Raw genomic sequence first — 19,129 nt, 5'->3', positions numbered from 1 at the left:
GTGCTGCGTGTGCGTTGGGCATGCGGTATCTGCCGCGGTGTTTGTTTTCTTTCATGGTATCTTTCCTTCTGATTACATGAGTTTAAGGTGATAACGATGGTTGATATTGACGATGATAAGGCGTTTTTTTCATGGAGTGTCACCGCGCTGGCCGTGCTGGTGACGGGGGTAACGGTGCTGGCCTGTTTGTCTGGCATTATGTGGTGGCCAGACGCTTCAACGATATTCATCCCTGATGTCTCGGGGATCGTCCCTGTCGCTTTTATTACGTTATTCTGTTCTCTTGCCTGGATCTCCCGAAAGCGCTTTACGTCAGATGCTGTTTTTTTTAAGAAACATTATTGCTCAGGACTTCTTTTTTTATTGATGGTGATAACCTTTTTTGGGGCAGCGTGGTCAGAAGTCAGTTTTTTGTTTCATCATACCGGCCTGGCTATATGGGCCTTTTCTCTGCTCATGATATTTTCTGGTGTGTTGTCATTTGTTTTTCCTTCTGGCGTGATGAGACTTTATGTTCCATCAGGGGTGGAGAGTATTTATTTCGCCATGCTCTCGAATTCATTAACTGTTCATGTCAGTGGGGATTTCTTTCCGGAAAAAGACACTGTGGATAATCCCCTCACCGCTGAAGAACAGGATGAGGCTGAGAGGCTGTTTATCGGGACGTTTATAGCTCGGCTACTCCCTGCGTTACCTCCTGGGGTTAAAGACGTGACTATGGCTTCGCATGTTATTAACCACAAACGTCTAGGGAAATTAGTGGATGAACTGACCGCATCTGGAGCGAATGTTACCGTTGCAGAACAAAGGGAAACACCATTAATAGAAATATTTGGTTTAAACCTTCAATACGGCGGCTTACGACCATTGAAAGGATTGTTTTCCCTGATGAAGCGAAATGGCTTTAAAGTTCGGAAATATGGTTCACGGATTGTATTTAAACCCGACGCGATGAGATCCTCAGTGTTGCTCACCAAATGAATGCTGCCACATTCATAGCAATAAAAATGAGCATCAGTAGCCACGGGCCCACCCGGCAGAAAAATTCCCAGGATAATTCCTTGCGGATGACGCCCGGAACATTATGGGGGACACCCACCAGTTCCAGACGGCAGTAACGGACCGTATTGGTCAGGGTTGCCAGTGTCTGTGCGCTGCCTTCGGCCCGGCGGACCCTGACCTTTTCCCTCAGCGCAAGACGTATGATGTGTTCCAGTTCACGCCGGGTCTTCAGATCGCCCATTTCTTCATAGTGGGAAGCCAGCAGAGTATCGATTGCCTCTAATAATGGTGAGGGCCTGGGCAACGGCAGGGCATCGACGTGCCCCCGTAAGACCCGCAGGCGCAGCACCTGTTCCTCTTCATCGGGATATATTTTCCAGAGAGAGCGGGCCTCCTCATCCAGATCGTCAAGAGACAGCTTCCCGGCTGATGCCGGGCGGTATTTTTTTCCACACTTCGTGATAACAGGCGCGGTTGAGTTCATCAAACGTCTCCGGTCAGATGGGGTAGTTGTCGTGATGTGCAGTGATGATCGTCATCACGATGAAAAGAGTAAGCCGCCAGAACTGGCGGCTTCAGCGGGGTTTACGGGCGGTCAGTGAATCGGCTGGTAATTTGCATTAAGACGTTTGGCCAGCGTATCCAGTCGCTTATCCAGCGTCCAGAGCCTGGCACCTGGTGTTATCAGGGTTGATGCCAGTAGCGTAAGATCAACCAGACCACATCCCAGCCCGTACAGTTTTTCGTTTTCAATAAAGGCCATGACTTCGGCCATGCTGGCCTGATGGCTCTGTGGCAACAGGCTCAGATCGCCAAGCGTTCGCGACCTCGGTGCCGGCGGGGTTCCACAGGCGATTTCTGCCAGTATCATCGGATGAATCAGTGCCCGATCCCGTTCCAGCAACTGAATCAATCCGTCATTCCGGTTTCTGAAATGATCAACCCAGACTGAGGTATCCACTAAAACGGTCATGATGCGGATGGCTCCTCCCGGCGGCGGGGGGCTGCCTGCATATCCGGTGAGGTGCCGCCGAGCGAAGCCAGCCTTTTGGCTGCCTGTACCCGCACAAACGTTTTCACCGCTTCACGGAAAATATCGGCCTTATCCATGTCCGGATCGGCCATTTCCAGCGCCTGAGCATACAGCGCATCATCAATCGTGACGGTCGTTCGCATAATACTGCCTCCTTTTGATTCTGTTATTGATGATATTATACATCAATAACAGAATCATGGCGATTCAGGAACAGTGACAGAACTGGAGGAGTTGAGGGCACCCCACCGTAATGCCAGCCAGCAGTGCAAACAGCCAGGGGGCATACGGCAGCGTGTGCTGGCGGGAGACCAGCGCCGATACCGAGAGTAAAAGGAAGGCCACGGCACTCAGCAGGCAGGCCCGTTCCCAGCCATACCACGCGGCCAGGCCGGCTATGAGGTGCACGTCGCCGAGCCCGACGCGCTCCTCACCGCCGCAGCGGTTCGCCACCACCCGCAACCCCCGCAGGGATATGAACATGCCGGCGCTGCCGGCGAGGGAGAGCAGCGGCGTGACCGGGTTGCCGGGCAGCAGCGTGAGCAGCAGGCCGCTCAGCCAGAAGCCGGTGGTAAAACACAGCGGCAGCCAGCAGCACAGCACGTCCAGCGTCACCAGAGGAATGGCCCAGGCCAGCAACAGGCTGAGTCTCAGCGCGCCGGCAGGCGACGTCCCCGCGATGAGGGACTGCAGCCACAGGGTGCAGACCAGCAGGGTGAACAGCAGCGTGATGCCCCGCGCCAGCGGGCGGGAGAGCGCCGGGCCCTGGTGGGCCTGTAAAAACGCCCGGGCCTGTCCCGTCAGCTGACGGGCGGTCAGCCAGCAGGCGACCGGCAGGGGCAGTAACAGCAGGTATGACATTCACACCCCCCGCAGGCGGCGGTAGCTGTCATACACCTTGCGGGCGTAAATCATGCGCCGCGCGCCGTTATCTTCCGCAAAGCCGGCGTTGTAGCTGCCGAGGCACTGCCATGTCACCCCGCAGCGCCTGAGGCTTTTCGCCAGGATCCAGGCACCAATCTGCACGTTGAGGCAGGCGTTGGTCAGCAGGTCCTGCCGGCTTCGGATAATGCCCAGCGCGCGCAGCTCCGGGATGTGCGAGGAGTTGATTTGCATCAGGCCGTAGTCGGTGCTGGTCACCTTGCCGTGGCGGTTGCGGTTGGCGTTCACGGCCTGCGGGTTAAAGCCGCTTTCCACCTTTGTCATGGCGCGCAGCAGCAGCGGATCAATATGGTAACGGGCCCCGGCTTCTTCAAAACAGAACGCCGATGCCTGTTGGGGTAACAGGGAGCCGGCCAGAATCAGGCCGACCAGGCACAGTCGGATGAAGGTCACTGCAGGTCTCCGGAAAGGATGCCGGCACGGGGCGTGCCGGCTGAGGAAACATCAGGTGTTGCTGGTAAAGGTCAGCACGTTGGTGCCGGCGGAGCCGCTGTCGGCGGTGCACTGGGTGCCCACCGCTGAGGTGTCCACCACGCCGTTGGTGGTGGTGCCGTTCACTTTGGTGGCGACCACGTTGGCGTCGGCGCTCAGCTTGGTGGCAAGGGTAATGCAGGCCTCCTGCGGCACGGCGTTGTAGGTCAGGGAGAAGCTGGACTTCTGCCCGCCGGCGGTGGCCACCGGCTGCACGGTGACCGCGCCGCCCCAGAGGTTCGCCAGGGTGGCGGTGCCGGAGGACTTGGTGCCGACGATGGTCATGCCGCCCGGCGCGCCGCCAAATTCAATCAGGGCCCCGGTCATGTTGGTGGCGCTGCTGAAGTTGTAGATGCCGTTGGTTTTGAGCATCGAGCGGGCGTTGGAGAGAATTTCCCCGGCGTTGGTGTACTCGGTGGTGGCGTCGTTGCGGTTAAACAGCGAGCCGCCCTGGGTGAAGGCAAAGGCGATCACCAGAATGGCCAGAATAAAGTAGACCCCGGCTTCAATCAGGGTGATGGCGCCCCGGTTAACGGACGGTGCAGGCATGTCAGCGGGGGCTGCCGGGTGTGGAAGGGTGGAAATCATCATGAAAAGTCCTTGTTGAGTAAGTTCAGTGGTTGCCCACCAGGGTGTTCAGGCTTTGTGTCGCCATAATGATGAGGGCCATATAGCCCCCGGTGATGAGCAGCGCGGCCAGCGACAGCCGGGAGGCCAGCCGCTCGATCCGCGCCACGGTCTTTGCCAGCCAGACGGCGGCAAAATTCTCAATAATCTGTTCGGCGTTATCGTTCCCGGTCATCATGGCCAGCTTGTTGATGGCCTGCGGGGAGGGAAAGCCGTAGCCGGCGTGGCGCAGGGCGAGTCCCAGATGGTGCCCGGCGCTGACCTGCCGCCGGGTGGCGGCGAGGCGCTCGTACAGCCACGGGGTGGCGTGCAGGCTGAGGCTCTCCAGCGCATCCTCGGTTTTGACCTGGGCGCGCATCAGGGCGCTGAAGTTGAGCAAAAAGCTCACGCCGTTGATGTCCCGGTAAATCCCCCACGGCGGGAGGCGGTCCAGCACGCGGCGCACCGGGCCGGTGAGGTTCGGCAGGCTCCAGAGTATGGCCACCACCGCGCCCGCCAGCAGGCCACCCAGCAGCCAGGCGTTCTCCACCAGAACGATGGAAATGTGCGCCAGCCACCAGACGGAGCCGGTCCAGCGCTCCGGCGGCGCCAGCATCCTGAGCGTGGGCAGAAAGTGTGAATACACCATGTAGTTCATGGCGATGGTGGTGATGATTTGCATCAGGGGGTTGAACAGGGTGGCAAGTAGGGTGCCCTTCATTTTTCCCTGGCCCTCCACCACCATCATGGCCCGGCGCAGGGCCTCGGCGAGGCGGCCGTCCTGGACGCCGGCGCTGAGAATGGCGGACTCCTGGCGGGGGATCCATTCGGTGAGCCCCGCATCCAGCGACTTCCCCTCCTGCAGGGCCCGGAGCGCATCTTCCAGACAGAGCACGACCGGCGGCTTGGGCTTTTTTCCCTCATAGCTGCCAATGATGGCGTTCATGGCGTTATCCAGCTTCAGGTTGTTGTCGAGCTGGAAGGCCAGGTCTTCGTAGAGCTCCATCCGGTCACCGGTGGAAAAGGTTTTTTGTGCCAGCCAGCGGCCCACGTGTTCATTCAGGCCGTCAGCGGAGGGCAGCCGGGTGCGCCAGGCACCCAGCCGCTGGCGTAAGTCAGGCAGGTTCATGAGCGGGTTCCTCTTTTTCCGGCGCGGGCAGCAGCGTCAGGCTGTCCTCGTCCAGCGGGCTGATGGCGTCGGCGTCGAGCGGGTCGACCAGGCCGTCGCGCAGGTAGTGCTGCAGGTGCATGCCCCGGGTGATGCCGCCGAGGGTGTGCACCCAGTAGCTGCGGGCGGCCATTTTCCCTTCGTGGCGCAGCAGATTCATAAAGGTGGCGTCCGGGCGGATGACCTCGGCGATGACCTTCCGGCCGACCACGCCCTTGTGGCAGTGGTCGCAGCCCTTCCGGTTGCGAAACGCCAGCCGTTCGGTGTCGCAGAAGCGGGTCAGCAGCGCGAGCTGGTCACCGGTGAGGTCCTTTTTCTGTGCCCAGGTGATTTTGCAGTGCGGGCACAGCACCTGGACCAGTCGCTGGGAAAGCAGGCCAATCATCATCTGCGGGTCCGCCACCTCGCCGGGCCGAATATCGAAGGAGTCGGTCAGGCGATCGAGGATGCCGATGCTGCTGTTAGCGTGCAGGGTGGCCAGCACCAGGTGGCCGCTTCGCGAGGCCGAGAGGGCGGATTTGGCCGAGTTGGTTTCCCGGATTTCCCCGACGATGATGGCGTCCGGATCGAGTCGCAGGGACGCCGAGATGGCGCGCACCCAGGCGTGGGTGACGGCCTCCGGATCGTTCTTGTCGGCAATGATGGGCGTCTGCACCGCGCCGGCGATACGGCCTTCCGGCGGGTCCTCAATGGTCAGCAGCCGTTTGCGGCCCCCGGTGTGGACCAGGTAAATCTGGCTGAAGGTGCGCAGCGACGTGGACTTGCCGGAGCCGGTCGGGCCGGACATGATGATGACCCCCTCCGGCGTCACCAGCATGCGGTTTATCAGGCCCTGCTGTTCCGGCAGAAAGCCCAGTGCAGTCAGGTCGGGGACGTTGTCGCCGTCGTCCGGCAGGATACGCATCACCACGTACAGCCCGAACTCCGTCGGCGTATGGGCGTAGCGGGCGCCGAACAGGCCGAGGCCCTGCAGGAAGTCCCGGCGCACGCGGCCGTCCTGCTGGCGCTTCGGGTTGAAGCTTTTCTCCGTCACGTCGCACATCGACAGCACGATGGTGGAGGCCAGCGACATGCCGACGTCCATCTCCAGCGGGCTCAGGGTCTCCAGGTCGCCGTGAATGCGCATCTGCACCTTCGTCAGACCTTCCAGACCAATCAGAAAGTGGATGTCCGAGGCCCGGCGCTTTGCGGCCTCCCGGAAATAGTCGATGACTTTCGCCTGCTGGGCCGAGACGTCGCCGGCGTCGGCGGGCGTCTGTGCGGCCTGCTGTTGCTGACGCTCGCGCAGTTCGTCCAGCGGCACCGGGCGCAGCACGGCGGTGCGGTGATGCTTAAAGCAGTGGTTCATCGCGCTCTGGACGGCCGGCTCGGTGCGGTGGTCGGCGGAGACCCACAGGGTGGGCGGGCCTTCCGGCGACGCCTCCCAGTGCAGGTAGGGCGCGGCCCGGGTGTCAATTTTCATCGTCGGGCTCCTCTGGCAATGGCACGCAGAGGATGCGGCCTTTCGGCAGGTCTTCCACGGTGATCAGCTGGCGGGGCATACCCGGAAGCCGCTCGATGAGCTGGCGCAGGGGCGTTTTGCGCCCCGGTGCCACGTCGGCGTGAATGGTGATGCTTGCAGTATGTGTCTGGTGCGTCATGGGTTACCCCGCAAAGGTGAGTGACAGCGCGGCGTAGCCGGGGGCGGACACCACCACTTCGCTGATGCTGATGGATTTGACGGTATAGCGGGTGCCCGGTATCCGGCTGCCGGGCTGGACGCGAACCTGATTGCCGTTACCGAGCGCCAGCAGGGCGCTGAGGGCATGGCCGCTGCCGGCGATTTCCACCACCTGCGGCGGGGTGGTGTCGGTGGCGGCCCCTTTCACGTCCGTATCGGCGCCCGCCGGCGGCGCCGGGTTAAAGAGGGGCGCCGGGTCGGCATCCACGCCGCTTTTCTGCAGCTCGCCGAGCGCCCTGGCGCGGGCGACCTTCGCTTCAAACAGCACGGTTTCGGCCTGAATGGTCTCCAGGCTGCCGAGGTTCAGCGGCTGCCCGGCGCTGTCGTGCATCACGGTGACCGGCCTGGGCACCGGCGGCAGCGGGGCAGGCGTCTGGTTTCCGGGGGCCGGAGGGAGCGGCAGGCTGGCCACCGGGGCGGCCATCACGGCCGGGGAGAGCAACAGCAGGCACAGCGCGAGGCGCCGGCCCGGATTAACGGTTCGCATACAGTTTTCCTTCCAGGGTATAGACCAGCCGGCTGTTCTGCAGGGCGGTGGCGACGTGGGTCAGGCGCATGCCGCGACTGTCAAAGCGGGCACCGGCAAAGAGCCGGTCCGGCGGTATGGGGGTAATAAAGGTGAAGCTGTACAGCCGCCACGGCAGCGTGAGGGTCTGGTCGCCGACCACCTGCGTCAGCGGTCCGTCTTCGGTGAGCCGCAGCTGCGCCCCCAGCCGCTGGGCGTAGCTGGTCAGGCGTCGGATTTGGGTGTCACCGTCAGGAATGTCTTCCGGGGCGGCCGGCACCGGCATCGGGACCTCCAGGGTGAACGAGGCGTCGTCGGCGTTGCCCGGGATGTTGAACACCGGCGAGGCATTCGCGTAATACTCCGGCAGACGGGCGGCAAAGTCGCTGACGGTCCCGCCCGGCGGCAGGGCATAGTGCAGGCTCAGGGTGCCGTCCTCCTGGCAGTCGGCGGTGCTGAAGGTCCAGCCGGCGACGGAGAGCGGCACCTGGCGCAGGGCCGTCTCGCACTGCGTGAGGGTGACCGGCAGGGCGCGCGAACCCGCCCAGGGCTTTTGCTGCGCGCCGACGGCTTCCTGCTGCTGTTCGGCCTGCAGCGCCGCCCGGGCGGCTGCGATGCGGGCCTGCTCCTGCTGAGCCAGATGCAGGTGCCAGAGGCCGTAGCCCCCGGCGAGCACCCCGAGCGCCACGAGCTGCAGCAGACGGGCCCGGGTATTGGCCGTCGCCTGCAGGCGGGCGTGCCGCAGGGATTTTCCCGCCACCAGGGCAGCCAGGGTGAGCGTCTGTGCGTCCGTCCCCGGGAAGAAGCCGGCTGGTCCGTTAACGGACCAGCCGGCCTCCGGCTCCGGCGTGGCCTGCAGAAAGCGGTCGACGGCGGCGCGCACGACGGCCTCATCGCCGGCCACGTCGGCAAACATCGACAGCCTGCCCTCACGGGCGGCCGTAAACCAGTAGCGGCCGTCGGGCAGGGCAAACACCGCGTAGCCGTCCGGCGGCAGCAGCGGTTGTAGCTGCAGGGCGAGCGAGACCAGCGGCTTACCGCGCGTGACACCCGGAAGCGACACGGTGCCGAGCAGCGTGCCGCCGGTGAGCGGGAGGGCGACCCAGTGGCTGGCGTTCTCTTCCCGGGCGCGCAGGCGCATGCCGCGTCTGCCGCCCACCGGCAGAAACTGCCAGTGCAGGCCGGCAACCAGTCGGGCATGAGGGCCCGGGTAAAGGTACTGTTCCTGTGACTCCATGCGTTACCCCAGAATGACCGGTGTGATGAGGATGACGAGCTGCGTCTTGTTGCGCTCGCTGTTCGCCCCGCCGCCGAGGCCGAAGAAGGTGTAGCTGCCCACCCCCTGATGGTCGGCGGTGTCGCTGAGCTGCTGGTAGCCGCTCAGCACCAGGGTCTGGCCGGACTTCATGATGACGCGCTGGGTGAAGGTCTTGAGGCGGGTCTTCATGAGCTCGATGGCGGAGTCGCCGCTTTTGAACTCGCGCATCGTCGGGTCGTCCGACATGTTGATGGCGAACTGGAGCTCCATCTGCGAGGACTTCGGCAGCAGATAGGGCAGCACGGTCATGTTGAAGCCCGTGGTGATGGTCGACTTGGTGATGCTGGTCGTCGACCCGACGTTGGCGGTGTTGTCGGTGCTGACGTTGTCGGCGTAGTCCTGCTGCAGCGCCACCTGAATCGGCACCGCCGAGAGGTTGGTGGTCATGCTGGATGCGGAGGTCATCACGCTGACGTTCGCCTGTTCGGCCAGTGCCTTAATAAAGGCGCTGGAGCCCTTGCCCTTGCCGTCGAGTATGGTCAGGCCACCGTTCAGCGCATCGCCGCTGGCGGCGGTAAAGCTGTTACCCAGAGACAGTCCGATGCTGCCGCTGTTGAACACCGCGTTCCAGTCGATACCGAGCTGGTCCTGCCTGCGTGTTTCGACGCTGTAGACCTGCACGTTGAGCACCACCTGGCGGTTGAGCTCCTTATTACGGTCATCGAGATAGCGGCCGATGGCATCGAGCACGCGCGGCGTGTCGGTGACGGTCAGGACCCCGGCGGAGAGGTTCATGCGCCCGGTGCCGGGCGTCAGCATCGATTTCACCGATGCGGAGACGTCGGCATAGAGCCCGGACTTGATGGACATCTCGGTGGTCTGCGAGGTGTTGTTGTCTCCGCTGATGCCGCCGCCGGCGTCGCCCCCGCTGCTGCCTGCCGAGGTGGTGGTACCGCTGAGGGTTTTTGAGCTGAAGCTGGCGGTGCTGTCCATGAACATCACCGGGAAGGTGCGGGTATCGAGATAAAATATCGCGATATGCCCCTGCTCATAGCGCCAGGAGAGACCGAGGCGGGTGGTGACGTTGTCCAGCAGGCCGCTGAGGGCTCCCTGCCACAGCACGCCCTGCAGGCTGGCGCCGCCGCTGACGGCACGACCGCCTCCGCCTGCCATCCCGGCGGCACCGAGCGAGGCCAGCGGCACCATACCCCCGGCGTCCGGCGGCGGAATGCTGCCGCTCATGGATTCGGTTTTGCCGCCCCCGGCGGCGGGCTGCAGCACGGCCTGTGCGTCCGGGGTGACCACCACCGGCAGGTGGCAGCGCTGGCTGATAAAGGCGCCGATGTCGGCGAGCGAGACGCTGCCCGGGCGGTTGATGGCCACCGCGCAGGGCGGTAGCGGCTCGGCGGTGGTGCCCTGTCCGCCGAGCGGGACGGGGTTTATCCACTGGGAGGAGAGGTCGCGCACGACGCCGCCCTGCTGCAGGGTGGCCATGTGCCGGTTGGCCTGCCCTTCGTTCTGCTGTATCTGCCGGTCGGTCTGGTCGACCTTCGTCAGGGTGCTGCACCCGGCGAGCAGCAGGCACAGGGCCGCCGCCGTTCCGGTCAGGGAAAGGTGTTTATTCATGTGAGTTCCGGAAAGTGAAAAGTAAGGGGAGGTCGGGCTCAGTTGAGCCAGACCAGGCTGCCGTCGGGCACCCCTGATGGGACGCTGACCTGCATGTCGTTGCCCTGCGCATCGTGCAGGCGGCGGTTGCTGACCCGGCCGGTGAGGGCCGACTGGCGGGTCTGCTGCAGCAGGGCGGCCATCAGCCCCGGCGCGTCCGGCTGCCACACCCAGGTGCGTCCGCCGGCTATCAGGTTGTTCAGGCCGGGCACGGGGGACCAGCCGAGGGTGGCGTCGGGGATAACGCCGTCCGGCTGGCCCGGGTGGTCATAGCGCCAGTCGTTCAGTACGTTCATGTAGCGCACGGTCTGGATGGCCTGCAGGCGGGTGTCACTGACGGAAGCGTGCTCCTGAACGTCCGCCTGGTGACGGACCGGGACCTGGGTGTAAACCAGAAACCCCAGAAAGGCGGCGAATATCCAGTAAATCATCGTGGCTCCCTGTCATCGACCACCACCACGCACTGGGCCGGACGCACGCCGGCATAGAGCGGCACCTTCGCCGTGCCGTAGAGCGTGAACAGGCCGTTCAGCGCGTCACGGAAGCTGCCGGTGAAGTGCAGCGGCGCGTCCACGCGGTAGTTGACCGGGGTGCTCCAGGCGATGGTCCAGTTCTGAATGCCCGGGGCCTCACAGTGCGCGGTGGCCGCCCAGCTGAACAGCGCATCGCGCAGGGTGGTGCCGGCGGTGATGTTCCAGCTGAGCGGCGGCGTGACGGCCACCGGTGCGGTCCTTCCGGACGCCGCCCCGAACGGCGAGCGGGGTGCCGTGCTGCTTCCTGCCTGGGATTTCCCGGCGACGGCCCCCGGCGACACCGAGACCTGCCGGGTAGCCGGGTCGGTGGCCACGGTGTAGCCCAGGGGCTGCAGCACCTTCTCCAGCGTCTGTGGCCACGGCGCGTTGCCCTCCCAGCGCAGCGGCTCCCGTTTGTCGGGCATCAGCCCGGTGCCGTAACGCTGCTTCCAGTCCGGCGGCGCGATACGGGTGACCGCCTGACGCAGCGACTGCGCCTGACCGGCCGGCGCGAGGGTCCGCATGGATGCCGGTTGGGCAGACGCTGACAGCCTGTGTGTCCCGGCGGTCAGGCTTCCCGGGGAAGGGACACCGGGTACGGCGGCGGTGGAGGGGGCATGACCGGATGATGGCGCGGAACGGGAGGTTAAGGGAACCTGACTGACCCCGGCGAGCTCATTCTGCGCCAGCTGTATCAGCGGAACCTGCTCGCTAATCAGCGTGGTGACCAGTGTCTGCGCCGGCGGTGCGGTGGCGGGCTGGCCTGAATGGGCGCAGGCGGTCAGGAGTACGGGTGTCAGCGAGACGGTCAGGGTTCGTTTCATTCTCGCCTCCTTGTTTTACGGGAACGCGGGGGTTCGCTGAAACGCTGACGGAGCTGCTGAGCCAGTACCTTGTCGTCAAAATTAAGGCTGAGCGTCAGGAGTGCATCCAGCACATACCGGCAGGATATGGGCTGCTCCAGCGTCCGGGTTAATGCGACGGCTTTCTGGGTCAGATAGCGATGTTGTTCGGCGGACAGGGCATAAGCCCTGCCCTGAGGGGCTCGGGACATGATTCACCTACATAAAAAAAGGCTGCCCGGAGGCAGCCAAAGGGGGGGAGATTAACTTATCGCCGTTTATGGCAGCGAAGGGCTTTGGTTTCTTTCAGGTGCGTGAGGTATAAGGGAAGAAAATCCTGACCGTTATCGTGGCGGTAGCAGGGTGTGCCGTAGAGATCGTCTTCAAACAACTCACCGGGAATAAACGGGAGCCGGTGGGCCACGGCAGCAGCAGGTATGGTCATTGGTCGCATTCGGCCTCCAGAGACTGCAGCAGCGCCAGACACAATGCGCCGCGTTCTTCGGGAACGGTATCCCGGATAAAGTCATCGAGCTGTCGGGCGATCCGCTGCTGTCGGCGTCTGACGTGCGGCAGTGGCTTGCGTGATGCGGCATCGCGGCACAGTGGCAGGCACATAAGCTGATCGATGATGAGGGGGCGTATCGGCGTTATCTGTCCGGCAGAGCGGACCAGATAGTTCACGCCTGGGCACGCTTCGATGCGTGAGGTGTGGATCACCTCGGGGTCGAATGCAACGAACAGATAGCCCGGAAACAACGGCTCGATGACTTGACGGAATTGGCCCGGGCGATCGGTGCGGGGGCGCTTTGTGCGAAGCTGTGGGCAAAAAAAATCCGTTGTGCTGATGCGGGAAAGGGCCAGCTGAGCCTTGTAGATGTTGTCCTTTCCGGGCTTGTAGCAGGCGAGATACCACTGTTCCATAGAAAGATCCCTGGTGTTTGCAAAATTTTGGTAAAGCTCCGCCAGAATTTAACCCATTAAATTCTGGCGTTAAATTTATCTCGTTAGCCTGGGTTGTACCCGAGGGACTCAGGTGTCAGTCCGGGCTAACGCATTGTTGGGTTACGGAGTAACTTGGCGGTTTACTCGTATACCTATGTTTTTTAGGTGGTTATGTTTTTTTTCTGTGTGTGAAATACAACTGCTACAAACAGTTGAATAGATTAAGCATATGTTTTTGCTTAAACTAAAAAGAATTTATCTAACTTTAAATATGTTATCAACTAAATTTTTTGTAGATAACAAAATTAACTTATAAGGTGCTGATTTTTCATGCAAAGTTTTTCTGAGCGACTTCGCTATGTCTTATACAAACGAGATATGTCACAAAGTGAGGCGGCTAGGCGTTGTGGGATCTCACAACAGGCGATGAACTACATTATCAAGAATAATCTCGATAGTTCTAAACTGGCTGTGCAGATTGCTAATGGATTGAACTTGAACCCTGACTGGTTGATCTCAGGTAAAGGAAAGTTAGAAAATGTAGAGCTAATAGAGATCCCTGTGATTGATAATTATTTTGTTTTAGAGGGGTATGTACATGGCGTTAAGATCTCCGAGGATACAGAGAATGTTTTTATAGATAAAAATTACGGAAAATATCCATTTGCATTCTTTGTAGAAAAAAATAAAATTGCGATATGCAGCTCTCCCGATGTTAGTATTGAGAATACATATATACATGAGTACTTGGTTGTGAAACCTGATTCATTTAGTGTTGTAAGCGATAAGCCTGATAATGGTTATCAAATATGTGAGTGGAGAATACTGAATGTCGATGTTGAGTAGAATATCTGAGCGAGTACACTACTTTTTTGAAGAGAAGAGATTGTTAAATCCTTCCGTAAAAATAAAAGAATTTAAGGTTACGGATGACGGTGTCGTTGTTTTATACTCTTTTGGGCGACCTTCATTAGTTAACAAAAAGGCGTTAAAAAATTTTGAAATGGAGTTTTATGACGCTTTATCGTCATATGACAAACAATGGCTTATTAAAGTAGTGGCTCTCAGTGACGTCTATGATAAATTTTTCAAGGAAAATGATGTTTATAACAAAAAGGATTTCTTGAGTTATCTTAAAAAGGAATGCGATTATGAGAAAGTGTTTTGATGTTATCAGGCGTACTTCGAGGGTTAACTATGTCTTAATGTGTTTGTTTATCTCTCTTTCTATTACATCGCACCTTATAGCATACAGGCTTGTTAGCTTTTTTGGGATCTCGGTGTTTCCATCATCACTAACATACATGCTGTGTTTTGTTATCCTTAATATGATGTCTGCATATAACCCCAATACATTTATTTGGCTTGTGGTTATCATGGAGTCTGTTGCAAATTTTATCATGATATTTACAACACACACAGTCATACATCTTCCGCATCCGACTTATTTTTCTAATGAGTTGAGCTATGTCAATGTTTTTGCACCGATTGGTAGGCTCTACTGGGCCAATGTGTTTGGTAATCTTGTCGGTTTTGTCATTAATGTATTAATTTTTAATTACTTGTATAAAGGAAGGGGGGTATTGTTCTTTTTCTCATCAATAACTTCTTCTTTCATTGTTGTTGTGATTTATACCGCGGTAACGGATTATTTTGCGTTTGATTTTTTATATAAATCTCACATAAGTGAGTTGGTGATTGTTAATATTATTTCTAATTTGTTTTTTGTTGCTTTTTTTTCAATACCCTCTGTGATGATTGTTAAAGCTATCTTAAATTATATTGACAGAGGATCATAGTATGAATTTTTGCGGTTTAGGACATATTAATGTTGTTGTTGATGATATTGATGTGGCGACGGAGTTCTACACTAGAGTTTTTAGTGCTATACCACAGCAGGATTTTCCTTGTTTTAAAAATACGGGCTTTTCTAAGTCTGCTGGTTTTTTAGATGAGCCAGAAAATGTTAATGTTTCTATTCGCTTCCTTGAAATACCGGGCGCTCCAGTTTTTCTGGAGTTAATGCAGTATCATAGCCCTATCAGTGAAAATTATGTAAGAGATAAAAGGGTTAATGATATTGGGGGGGTAGGTCATATATGTTTGAGGGTAAATGATATTGATAATGTTTTTGCTTTCATCAAAAAACAATCAGATGTTAAATTGGTCAATGTTAGTGATGAATATAAACCATTTAAAATTGACCCTATAACATCAGATGAGTTTCATCTTTTTGACGAAAGCAAGAATAATGACACTGAAAAAAATAATGTCTGTGATGTTATCGGTGAGATCCGTTTTTTCTACTTCATTGATCCATACGGAATCCAGTGGGAATTTGAACAGGGGCATGTGGATATCAGTAGCTAAATGAATTCAGCCCTTATTCTGACATAGGAATAAGGGCTTTTAAATGTGATGTTTTTCACATAATTATAAATTATATCCCTAGGCGATCAGTAAACGAATCAGATCCTTTCTGGATCCTTTAGTTGCTTGTTATGAAAAATGAGGTAGAATCCCGAGGAGTTATGTGAATTTGACGTGTGAGCATGCCTGTAGTGCTGCTTCATGTAGTGGATAGGGCATATCCTGAAATGTCCAGGGAGTGGGGAAAGCTGTTGGCTGTCCCCTGAATGCAAAAACCCCCCGAAATCTGGCTCTACTTGGCGGCAGGACAGATATCAGGGGGTCGAAAGCAGGCGCTGGCCTGTGAGAGATTATAACTCATGCAACTCATAACACAAGACCTAACCGCCATAAGTGCGGGCGGGTTTGACTAGCGGCACATTTTCCGATCCTACCGGTTTCGACTGGTCAGCGTTCGAGGATCTGCGTGAGGCACGCGATTCTGCTGTTGTTGCTCCCAGGCGTACTCGCCGTCGTCGCGGAACACACTCGACGGCGTGTAAGTGTGCGGATCCTAAATATCTTCGACCTGCGACCTTTAATCAGCTCCCGAAAGTCCTTCGGGACGGGTATCATCGCGCCCAGAAACGCCGTTTCTCGCGGCATCCGTACTTCGTGCATATGCGCACGAATGCCGGCCGTGAGCGCGATTTCCGTCAGGAACGCCAGCATCTCCTCGATGCGCTGGCCGTTCTGCTGGTGAGCGGCTGTGATCTTGCCACGTTTAATGTCGCCCTCAACAGTTCACAGATATGCAGGGCGTTAAGCCCAAAAGACTCCCGGGGCGAAGTCATACCCGGTGAAGAGGTTACCCCTTCCCGCATTTGCCGCGCACTCGATCTGTTAGAAAATTACGGTCTTATCGAGCCGTACATGCGCCGTCTGGACCCGTACACAAAATCCTACTTACCGCGCCATGTCACGTTAACGGAGCAGTTCTTTAAGCTCCTCCAGGTCAATCTCGATCTGCTGTATAAAGAGCGTGATGAACGCCTGCGGGCGCTGTCCGAGGGGATCCTGTCCCCTGGCGAAGTGATGTCTGTAAAAGCGGCCCGTCAGCGCTTCTCCGACGAGAAGGTGGCACAGGCCCTGAAGGTTCGACGTGAGAAAGCGATAGAACAGAAACGGCTGTCCAGAATCGCGCGCTCTACCCAGCTTGACGACAGCCAGTTTCAGATCGCGGCATGGCTGATCAACACGCGGCCGGAAGTCTCAGGCATGACGCCGGATGATTTCGAGCTGCTGGTCTACCATTACCTGCGTCAGATCAAGCTCAACTTTGACGCTGAGCCACCAGACTAAATCAATACGCCCTCCACGTTTTACCTCTACCGCCGCTGGCGGTTTTCGTGCTTCCTGGCGCGTTAAATCAGGCTGAAAAACCATCAAAAAAACCGGCTTCGACGCCTCCGATGATCTGCGCCACATCCGCTGATGATGCCAGCTGGCCATGTTCCTTCGGTTATACACAACTACCCGCAAATATAGAGAGAATTTTACCCGCAATGACTGTAAGTACTACCCGCAAGTTTTTCTTAATCTTTTAGCAGTCCGGGAGTTTTTCTCACCAACGAGCGCTGACGCGCCTTTGATCCTTTTAAAATTCAATAAAAATGAACCTTATTCAGTCCCGCTTTCCTGTGGAAAACGGGGATAATGACCGCCCTTGCAGCGGACTACGTCCGCGCCGGTTCGGAAACCCAGTAAAGTACCTCCCGCCGGCCAGCGGCGGGCCCCACTCCTGCTCAGAAGGTCAGAACAATGCTGCTGTGGGAAGTGTGGCTGTAAGTCTGATATAACACGCCCGTAAGCGGCCCTGCGGCCCGCTAACGCGGAGATACGCCCCGGGCTGCGGCTTCGCCTTGCCGGGCCCACTCCGACGGCGCAAAACACATCCTGCGGCGCTGTTAGCGGGTAATGGCTAAGCAGGGCGAAGGTATTGATTGGCAGAACCTGTTAAATCCGTAACCGGCTGCGCCGGGTCACGGCGCCACTGACCTCTGGTGCTCTCATCAGCAACGGCTGGCGCCTTCGTGCCCTGAAGGGCACCTGACTCTGCTGCCATTTCTGACCGGTCAGCCGGCGGAGATGAAGGTGCTAAACTGTATCGGGATGCTGGTCCGGGCCCGGGCCGACAGTGTTATCAGCGCCGGAACGGTCAACGGCAATGAGCCAGCAATGACGATCACCGACTGGCCGGCGTCGCCGTCAGCGGCGACATGAGAGGTGAGACATGAAAATATTTATTCTGGACCCCGCGGGCAACCTGGTGCCCGTTGACGGCAAAGGCGTCGTGATTGAGCTGAACAACGGAAAAACCCTGGAAATTGCTGACGACATCCCGGTCAACGGCATTCCCGAGGGGATTAATCTCTGGGGAGGCCGTGAGCCCTCCGCGCTGGCCCCGGAGGAGCGCAGGGCCGGAACGGAAAGCTTCGGGGTGTATCCGATTGCGGCCAATGCCCTGCATATCTTTCCGTACCGGCTTCCGGACGGCAAACAGACCTGACCGTCAGGTCGCCCAGGCCCGGGAAAAGCGGGCCGCATTGCCCGCCGTGTAGTGCACGGTATGGCGGATATTCCGGTGCCCCAGGTAGTCCTGAATCAGACGGGTGTCCATCCCCTGCTCCGCCAGCTCATAGCCACAGGCGTGGCGCAGCATGTGCGGATGCACCCGGAGCGACAGCCCCGCGAGTTCTCCGTAGCGCCTCAGCTGCCGGTACACGTGCTGGCGACTGAGGCGCTGCCCCTTTGTTCCCGGAAACAGCCAGCCTCCCTCTGACGGCGGGCGGCACGCCATCCACCGTTCCAGCAGGCGCTTTTCCTCCGGCTGGAGCGGGTGCACGGTGCTGAGGCCGTTTTTCAGCCGCCGGATATAAATGCGCGACCCGGTAAAATCCACATCCTGCACCTTAAGCCCGGTCAGTTCGCTGACCCGCAGCCCGTGATAAAATCCCGTCAGGATCATGCTGCGGTCGCGCAGCCCCTGGCGTTCGCCCTCCGTGGCCCGCAGGATCCTTTCGGTTTCGTGCATCGTCAGATACAGCCTGTTCTTCATTCCCGATCCCCTGAAGAATATATTTCGTTGCTCAGAATGTAGGAAAATTCTTAACATATCCAGCGAGAATAATTAACCGCGATCACATTCACTGAATAAGTATGCAGGCGGCTACGTGCTCCCGCGCAGGCCCCCCCGGCCATGCCGGCTGATTCTGTGAGGTTATTCGTTGATTTCCCGGCGTGCCCGTTGCGAGCCTCGCACGCAACACCCGGGCATCGGGTGTTATGCTTTTTATTTTCGTCGCCGTTCGCAGTGGACGGCGCCATTCACTGCCGGAGCGCTACCCATGCGATATTTTCCCCTGCTGCTGATAACCTCCCTCAGCCTGCTGCCGGTGGCTTCAGCCCTGGCCGACAGCGCCCAGATCCCCCCCTGCCTGAGTGCCGATATCCGCCTGCATTCCGATGACCGGAACGGCCTGTTCGACGGCATGTCGCAGGGCGGCACGTCACTGGTGCTGCACAACGCCGGCAGGACATCCTGCATGCTGCCGCCGTTACCGACGCTGGTATTCAGCGATGCGGAGCACCACCCGGTGACGGCGGAACGGCGTACCGCCCGGGGCATGCATCCGGGACCGGTGCTGCCGCCAGTGATTGTGACCGCCGGCGCGGAGCTGCAGATCCTGCTGCGCTGGGTGGCCAGCGATGCGTTTGACGGCGGTCACTGTATCCGGCCGGCGTTCGTGTCGCTGGCGCTGGACGGCGGCACGCTGACGGTCCCCTTTAACCGGACGATGTGCGCGGCAAAAGGGCAGACCGGGTATTACTCGCAGTCGCTGACCGGTACGCCGTAGGCGGGGCGATGTCTTTTCCGCGCGGCGTTTGTATAATCTGTTGTTTCCGCAGAGAAAGAGGACACTGACGTCAATGGAAAATGCCGCAGCCGCAAAACAGAAGCTGGGAATGCTCTCCGGGCACATGGCCTGGTGCGCCCTGGTGGCGCTGGCGCTGGCCCGTCGTGACGGCAGCGTCCTGTCGCCGGCGCAGG

General features: G+C 58.6%; 27 protein-coding genes and 1 pseudogene. 10 read left to right on the top strand and 18 right to left on the bottom strand.

The genetic code is table 11. From position 1 onward, the window contains the following. The first annotated feature begins 96 nt into the window (after positions 1 to 96). Positions 97 to 981, top strand: a complete 885-nt coding sequence (locus AAIR21_RS20620) for a hypothetical protein (RefSeq protein ID WP_422712982.1) — start codon at positions 97 to 99, stop codon at positions 979 to 981. Here the strand turns inward: AAIR21_RS20620 and AAIR21_RS20615 are convergent. The 17 genes from AAIR21_RS20615 to AAIR21_RS20535 form a co-directional block, all read right to left on the bottom strand. Further along, on the bottom strand, positions 971 to 1,486 hold the full coding sequence (locus tag AAIR21_RS20615) for a hypothetical protein (protein ID WP_422712981.1): 516 nt from the start codon (positions 1,484 to 1,486) through the stop codon (positions 971 to 973). The genes AAIR21_RS20620 and AAIR21_RS20615 overlap by 11 nt on opposite strands. Before the next feature lie 111 nt (positions 1,487 to 1,597). Then, a complete protein-coding gene (locus AAIR21_RS20610) occupies positions 1,598 to 1,975 on the bottom strand; it encodes a type II toxin-antitoxin system VapC family toxin (RefSeq protein ID WP_046899139.1) in 378 nt (125 codons plus the stop codon). Then, positions 1,972 to 2,178 carry a type II toxin-antitoxin system VapB family antitoxin gene (locus AAIR21_RS20605; RefSeq protein ID WP_046899138.1) on the bottom strand — a complete coding sequence of 69 codons (207 nt, stop codon included), beginning with the start codon at positions 2,176 to 2,178 and terminating at the stop codon, positions 1,972 to 1,974. Before AAIR21_RS20605 ends, AAIR21_RS20610 begins: the two co-directional genes overlap by 4 nt. Before the next feature lie 64 nt (positions 2,179 to 2,242). After that, positions 2,243 to 2,896: a prepilin peptidase gene (locus AAIR21_RS20600; RefSeq protein WP_052759978.1), complete on the bottom strand. Its 654-nt coding sequence runs from the start codon at positions 2,894 to 2,896 to the stop codon at positions 2,243 to 2,245. Next, positions 2,897 to 3,361: a lytic transglycosylase domain-containing protein gene (locus tag AAIR21_RS20595; protein ID WP_422713022.1), complete on the bottom strand. Its 465-nt coding sequence runs from the start codon at positions 3,359 to 3,361 to the stop codon at positions 2,897 to 2,899. A gap of 60 nt (positions 3,362 to 3,421) precedes the next feature. Next, positions 3,422 to 4,039, bottom strand: coding sequence for a type 4 pilus major pilin (locus AAIR21_RS20590; RefSeq protein ID WP_072056105.1), 618 nt, complete (start codon positions 4,037 to 4,039; stop codon positions 3,422 to 3,424). A 22-nt stretch (positions 4,040 to 4,061) separates the two neighbouring features. Beyond that, the gene (locus AAIR21_RS20585; RefSeq protein ID WP_422712980.1) at positions 4,062 to 5,183 is read right to left on the bottom strand and encodes a type II secretion system F family protein; all 1,122 of its coding nucleotides are present in this window, start codon (positions 5,181 to 5,183) and stop codon (positions 4,062 to 4,064) included. Beyond that, positions 5,170 to 6,684 (bottom strand): GspE/PulE family protein, encoded by a 1,515-nt coding sequence (locus tag AAIR21_RS20580; protein ID WP_422712979.1) that lies wholly within the window; start codon positions 6,682 to 6,684, stop codon positions 5,170 to 5,172. Before AAIR21_RS20580 ends, AAIR21_RS20585 begins: the two co-directional genes overlap by 14 nt. Beyond that, complete coding sequence (locus tag AAIR21_RS20575) at positions 6,674 to 6,862, bottom strand: hypothetical protein (RefSeq protein ID WP_422712978.1); 189 nt, start codon at positions 6,860 to 6,862, stop codon at positions 6,674 to 6,676. Before AAIR21_RS20575 ends, AAIR21_RS20580 begins: the two co-directional genes overlap by 11 nt. A gap of 3 nt (positions 6,863 to 6,865) precedes the next feature. Beyond that, the gene (gene pilP / locus AAIR21_RS20570) at positions 6,866 to 7,429 is read right to left on the bottom strand and encodes a type IV pilus biogenesis protein PilP (RefSeq protein WP_422712977.1); all 564 of its coding nucleotides are present in this window, start codon (positions 7,427 to 7,429) and stop codon (positions 6,866 to 6,868) included. Then, the gene (gene pilO2 / locus AAIR21_RS20565; RefSeq protein WP_434682115.1) at positions 7,416 to 8,684 is read right to left on the bottom strand and encodes a type 4b pilus protein PilO2; all 1,269 of its coding nucleotides are present in this window, start codon (positions 8,682 to 8,684) and stop codon (positions 7,416 to 7,418) included. Before pilO2 ends, pilP begins: the two co-directional genes overlap by 14 nt. Before the next feature lie 3 nt (positions 8,685 to 8,687). Continuing rightward, positions 8,688 to 10,331: a PilN family type IVB pilus formation outer membrane protein gene (locus AAIR21_RS20560; protein WP_422712975.1), complete on the bottom strand. Its 1,644-nt coding sequence runs from the start codon at positions 10,329 to 10,331 to the stop codon at positions 8,688 to 8,690. 38 nt (positions 10,332 to 10,369) lie between these two features. Continuing rightward, the gene (pilM, locus tag AAIR21_RS20555) at positions 10,370 to 10,801 is read right to left on the bottom strand and encodes a type IV pilus biogenesis protein PilM (protein WP_422712974.1); all 432 of its coding nucleotides are present in this window, start codon (positions 10,799 to 10,801) and stop codon (positions 10,370 to 10,372) included. Beyond that, complete coding sequence (locus tag AAIR21_RS20550; protein ID WP_422712973.1) at positions 10,798 to 11,706, bottom strand: TcpQ domain-containing protein; 909 nt, start codon at positions 11,704 to 11,706, stop codon at positions 10,798 to 10,800. Before AAIR21_RS20550 ends, pilM begins: the two co-directional genes overlap by 4 nt. Next, complete coding sequence (locus AAIR21_RS20545; protein ID WP_422712972.1) at positions 11,703 to 11,936, bottom strand: hypothetical protein; 234 nt, start codon at positions 11,934 to 11,936, stop codon at positions 11,703 to 11,705. Before AAIR21_RS20545 ends, AAIR21_RS20550 begins: the two co-directional genes overlap by 4 nt. Positions 11,937 to 11,992: 56 nt before the next feature. Further along, positions 11,993 to 12,178, bottom strand: a complete 186-nt coding sequence (locus AAIR21_RS20540; RefSeq protein WP_422712971.1) for a hypothetical protein — start codon at positions 12,176 to 12,178, stop codon at positions 11,993 to 11,995. Next, positions 12,166 to 12,648 carry a transcription termination/antitermination NusG family protein gene (locus AAIR21_RS20535; RefSeq protein WP_422712970.1) on the bottom strand — a complete coding sequence of 161 codons (483 nt, stop codon included), beginning with the start codon at positions 12,646 to 12,648 and terminating at the stop codon, positions 12,166 to 12,168. Before AAIR21_RS20535 ends, AAIR21_RS20540 begins: the two co-directional genes overlap by 13 nt. A gap of 351 nt (positions 12,649 to 12,999) precedes the next feature. Between AAIR21_RS20535 and AAIR21_RS20530 the strand changes: the two genes are divergently transcribed. From AAIR21_RS20530 to AAIR21_RS20500, 7 genes are all read left to right on the top strand, one after another. Beyond that, complete coding sequence (locus AAIR21_RS20530; protein ID WP_422712969.1) at positions 13,000 to 13,515, top strand: helix-turn-helix domain-containing protein; 516 nt, start codon at positions 13,000 to 13,002, stop codon at positions 13,513 to 13,515. Further along, a complete protein-coding gene (locus tag AAIR21_RS20525) occupies positions 13,499 to 13,837 on the top strand; it encodes a hypothetical protein (protein ID WP_422712968.1) in 339 nt (112 codons plus the stop codon). Before AAIR21_RS20530 ends, AAIR21_RS20525 begins: the two co-directional genes overlap by 17 nt. Before the next feature lie 208 nt (positions 13,838 to 14,045). Then, positions 14,046 to 14,468: a hypothetical protein gene (locus AAIR21_RS20520; protein ID WP_422712967.1), complete on the top strand. Its 423-nt coding sequence runs from the start codon at positions 14,046 to 14,048 to the stop codon at positions 14,466 to 14,468. 1 nt (position 14,469) lies between these two features. Then, the gene (locus AAIR21_RS20515) at positions 14,470 to 15,039 is read left to right on the top strand and encodes a VOC family protein (RefSeq protein ID WP_422712966.1); all 570 of its coding nucleotides are present in this window, start codon (positions 14,470 to 14,472) and stop codon (positions 15,037 to 15,039) included. A gap of 405 nt (positions 15,040 to 15,444) precedes the next feature. Continuing rightward, positions 15,445 to 16,380 carry a plasmid replication initiator RepA gene (gene repA / locus AAIR21_RS20510; RefSeq protein WP_434682114.1) on the top strand — a complete coding sequence of 312 codons (936 nt, stop codon included), beginning with the start codon at positions 15,445 to 15,447 and terminating at the stop codon, positions 16,378 to 16,380. Positions 16,381 to 17,172: 792 nt separating this feature from the next. Then, positions 17,173 to 17,301, top strand: coding sequence for a hypothetical protein (locus AAIR21_RS20505; RefSeq protein WP_422712964.1), 129 nt, complete (start codon positions 17,173 to 17,175; stop codon positions 17,299 to 17,301). Positions 17,302 to 17,311: 10 nt separating this feature from the next. Beyond that, on the top strand, positions 17,312 to 17,587 hold the full coding sequence (locus AAIR21_RS20500; RefSeq protein ID WP_422712963.1) for a hypothetical protein: 276 nt from the start codon (positions 17,312 to 17,314) through the stop codon (positions 17,585 to 17,587). A gap of 3 nt (positions 17,588 to 17,590) precedes the next feature. Here AAIR21_RS20500 and AAIR21_RS20495 read toward each other — a convergent pair whose 3' ends face one another. Next, a complete protein-coding gene (locus tag AAIR21_RS20495; RefSeq protein WP_046899127.1) occupies positions 17,591 to 18,136 on the bottom strand; it encodes a tyrosine-type recombinase/integrase in 546 nt (181 codons plus the stop codon). A 289-nt stretch (positions 18,137 to 18,425) separates the two neighbouring features. Here AAIR21_RS20495 and AAIR21_RS20490 point away from each other — a divergent pair, with 289 nt between their 5' ends. Both AAIR21_RS20490 and AAIR21_RS20485 read left to right on the top strand, forming a co-directional pair. Further along, entirely contained in the window at positions 18,426 to 18,935 is a 510-nt protein-coding gene (locus AAIR21_RS20490; protein WP_046899126.1) for a DUF4232 domain-containing protein, read from the top strand. Positions 18,936 to 19,044: 109 nt separating this feature from the next. Beyond that, positions 19,045 to 19,129 (top strand): annotated as a pseudogene (locus AAIR21_RS20485) (DUF2913 family protein); the annotation flags it as partial.

Source organism: Enterobacter sp. PTB (assembly GCF_051130085.1).
GTDB lineage: Bacteria > Pseudomonadota > Gammaproteobacteria > Enterobacterales > Enterobacteriaceae > Enterobacter > Enterobacter ludwigii.
Note: the sequence above shows the minus strand (reverse complement) of the source record. Positions and strands in the feature narration are given on the sequence as shown.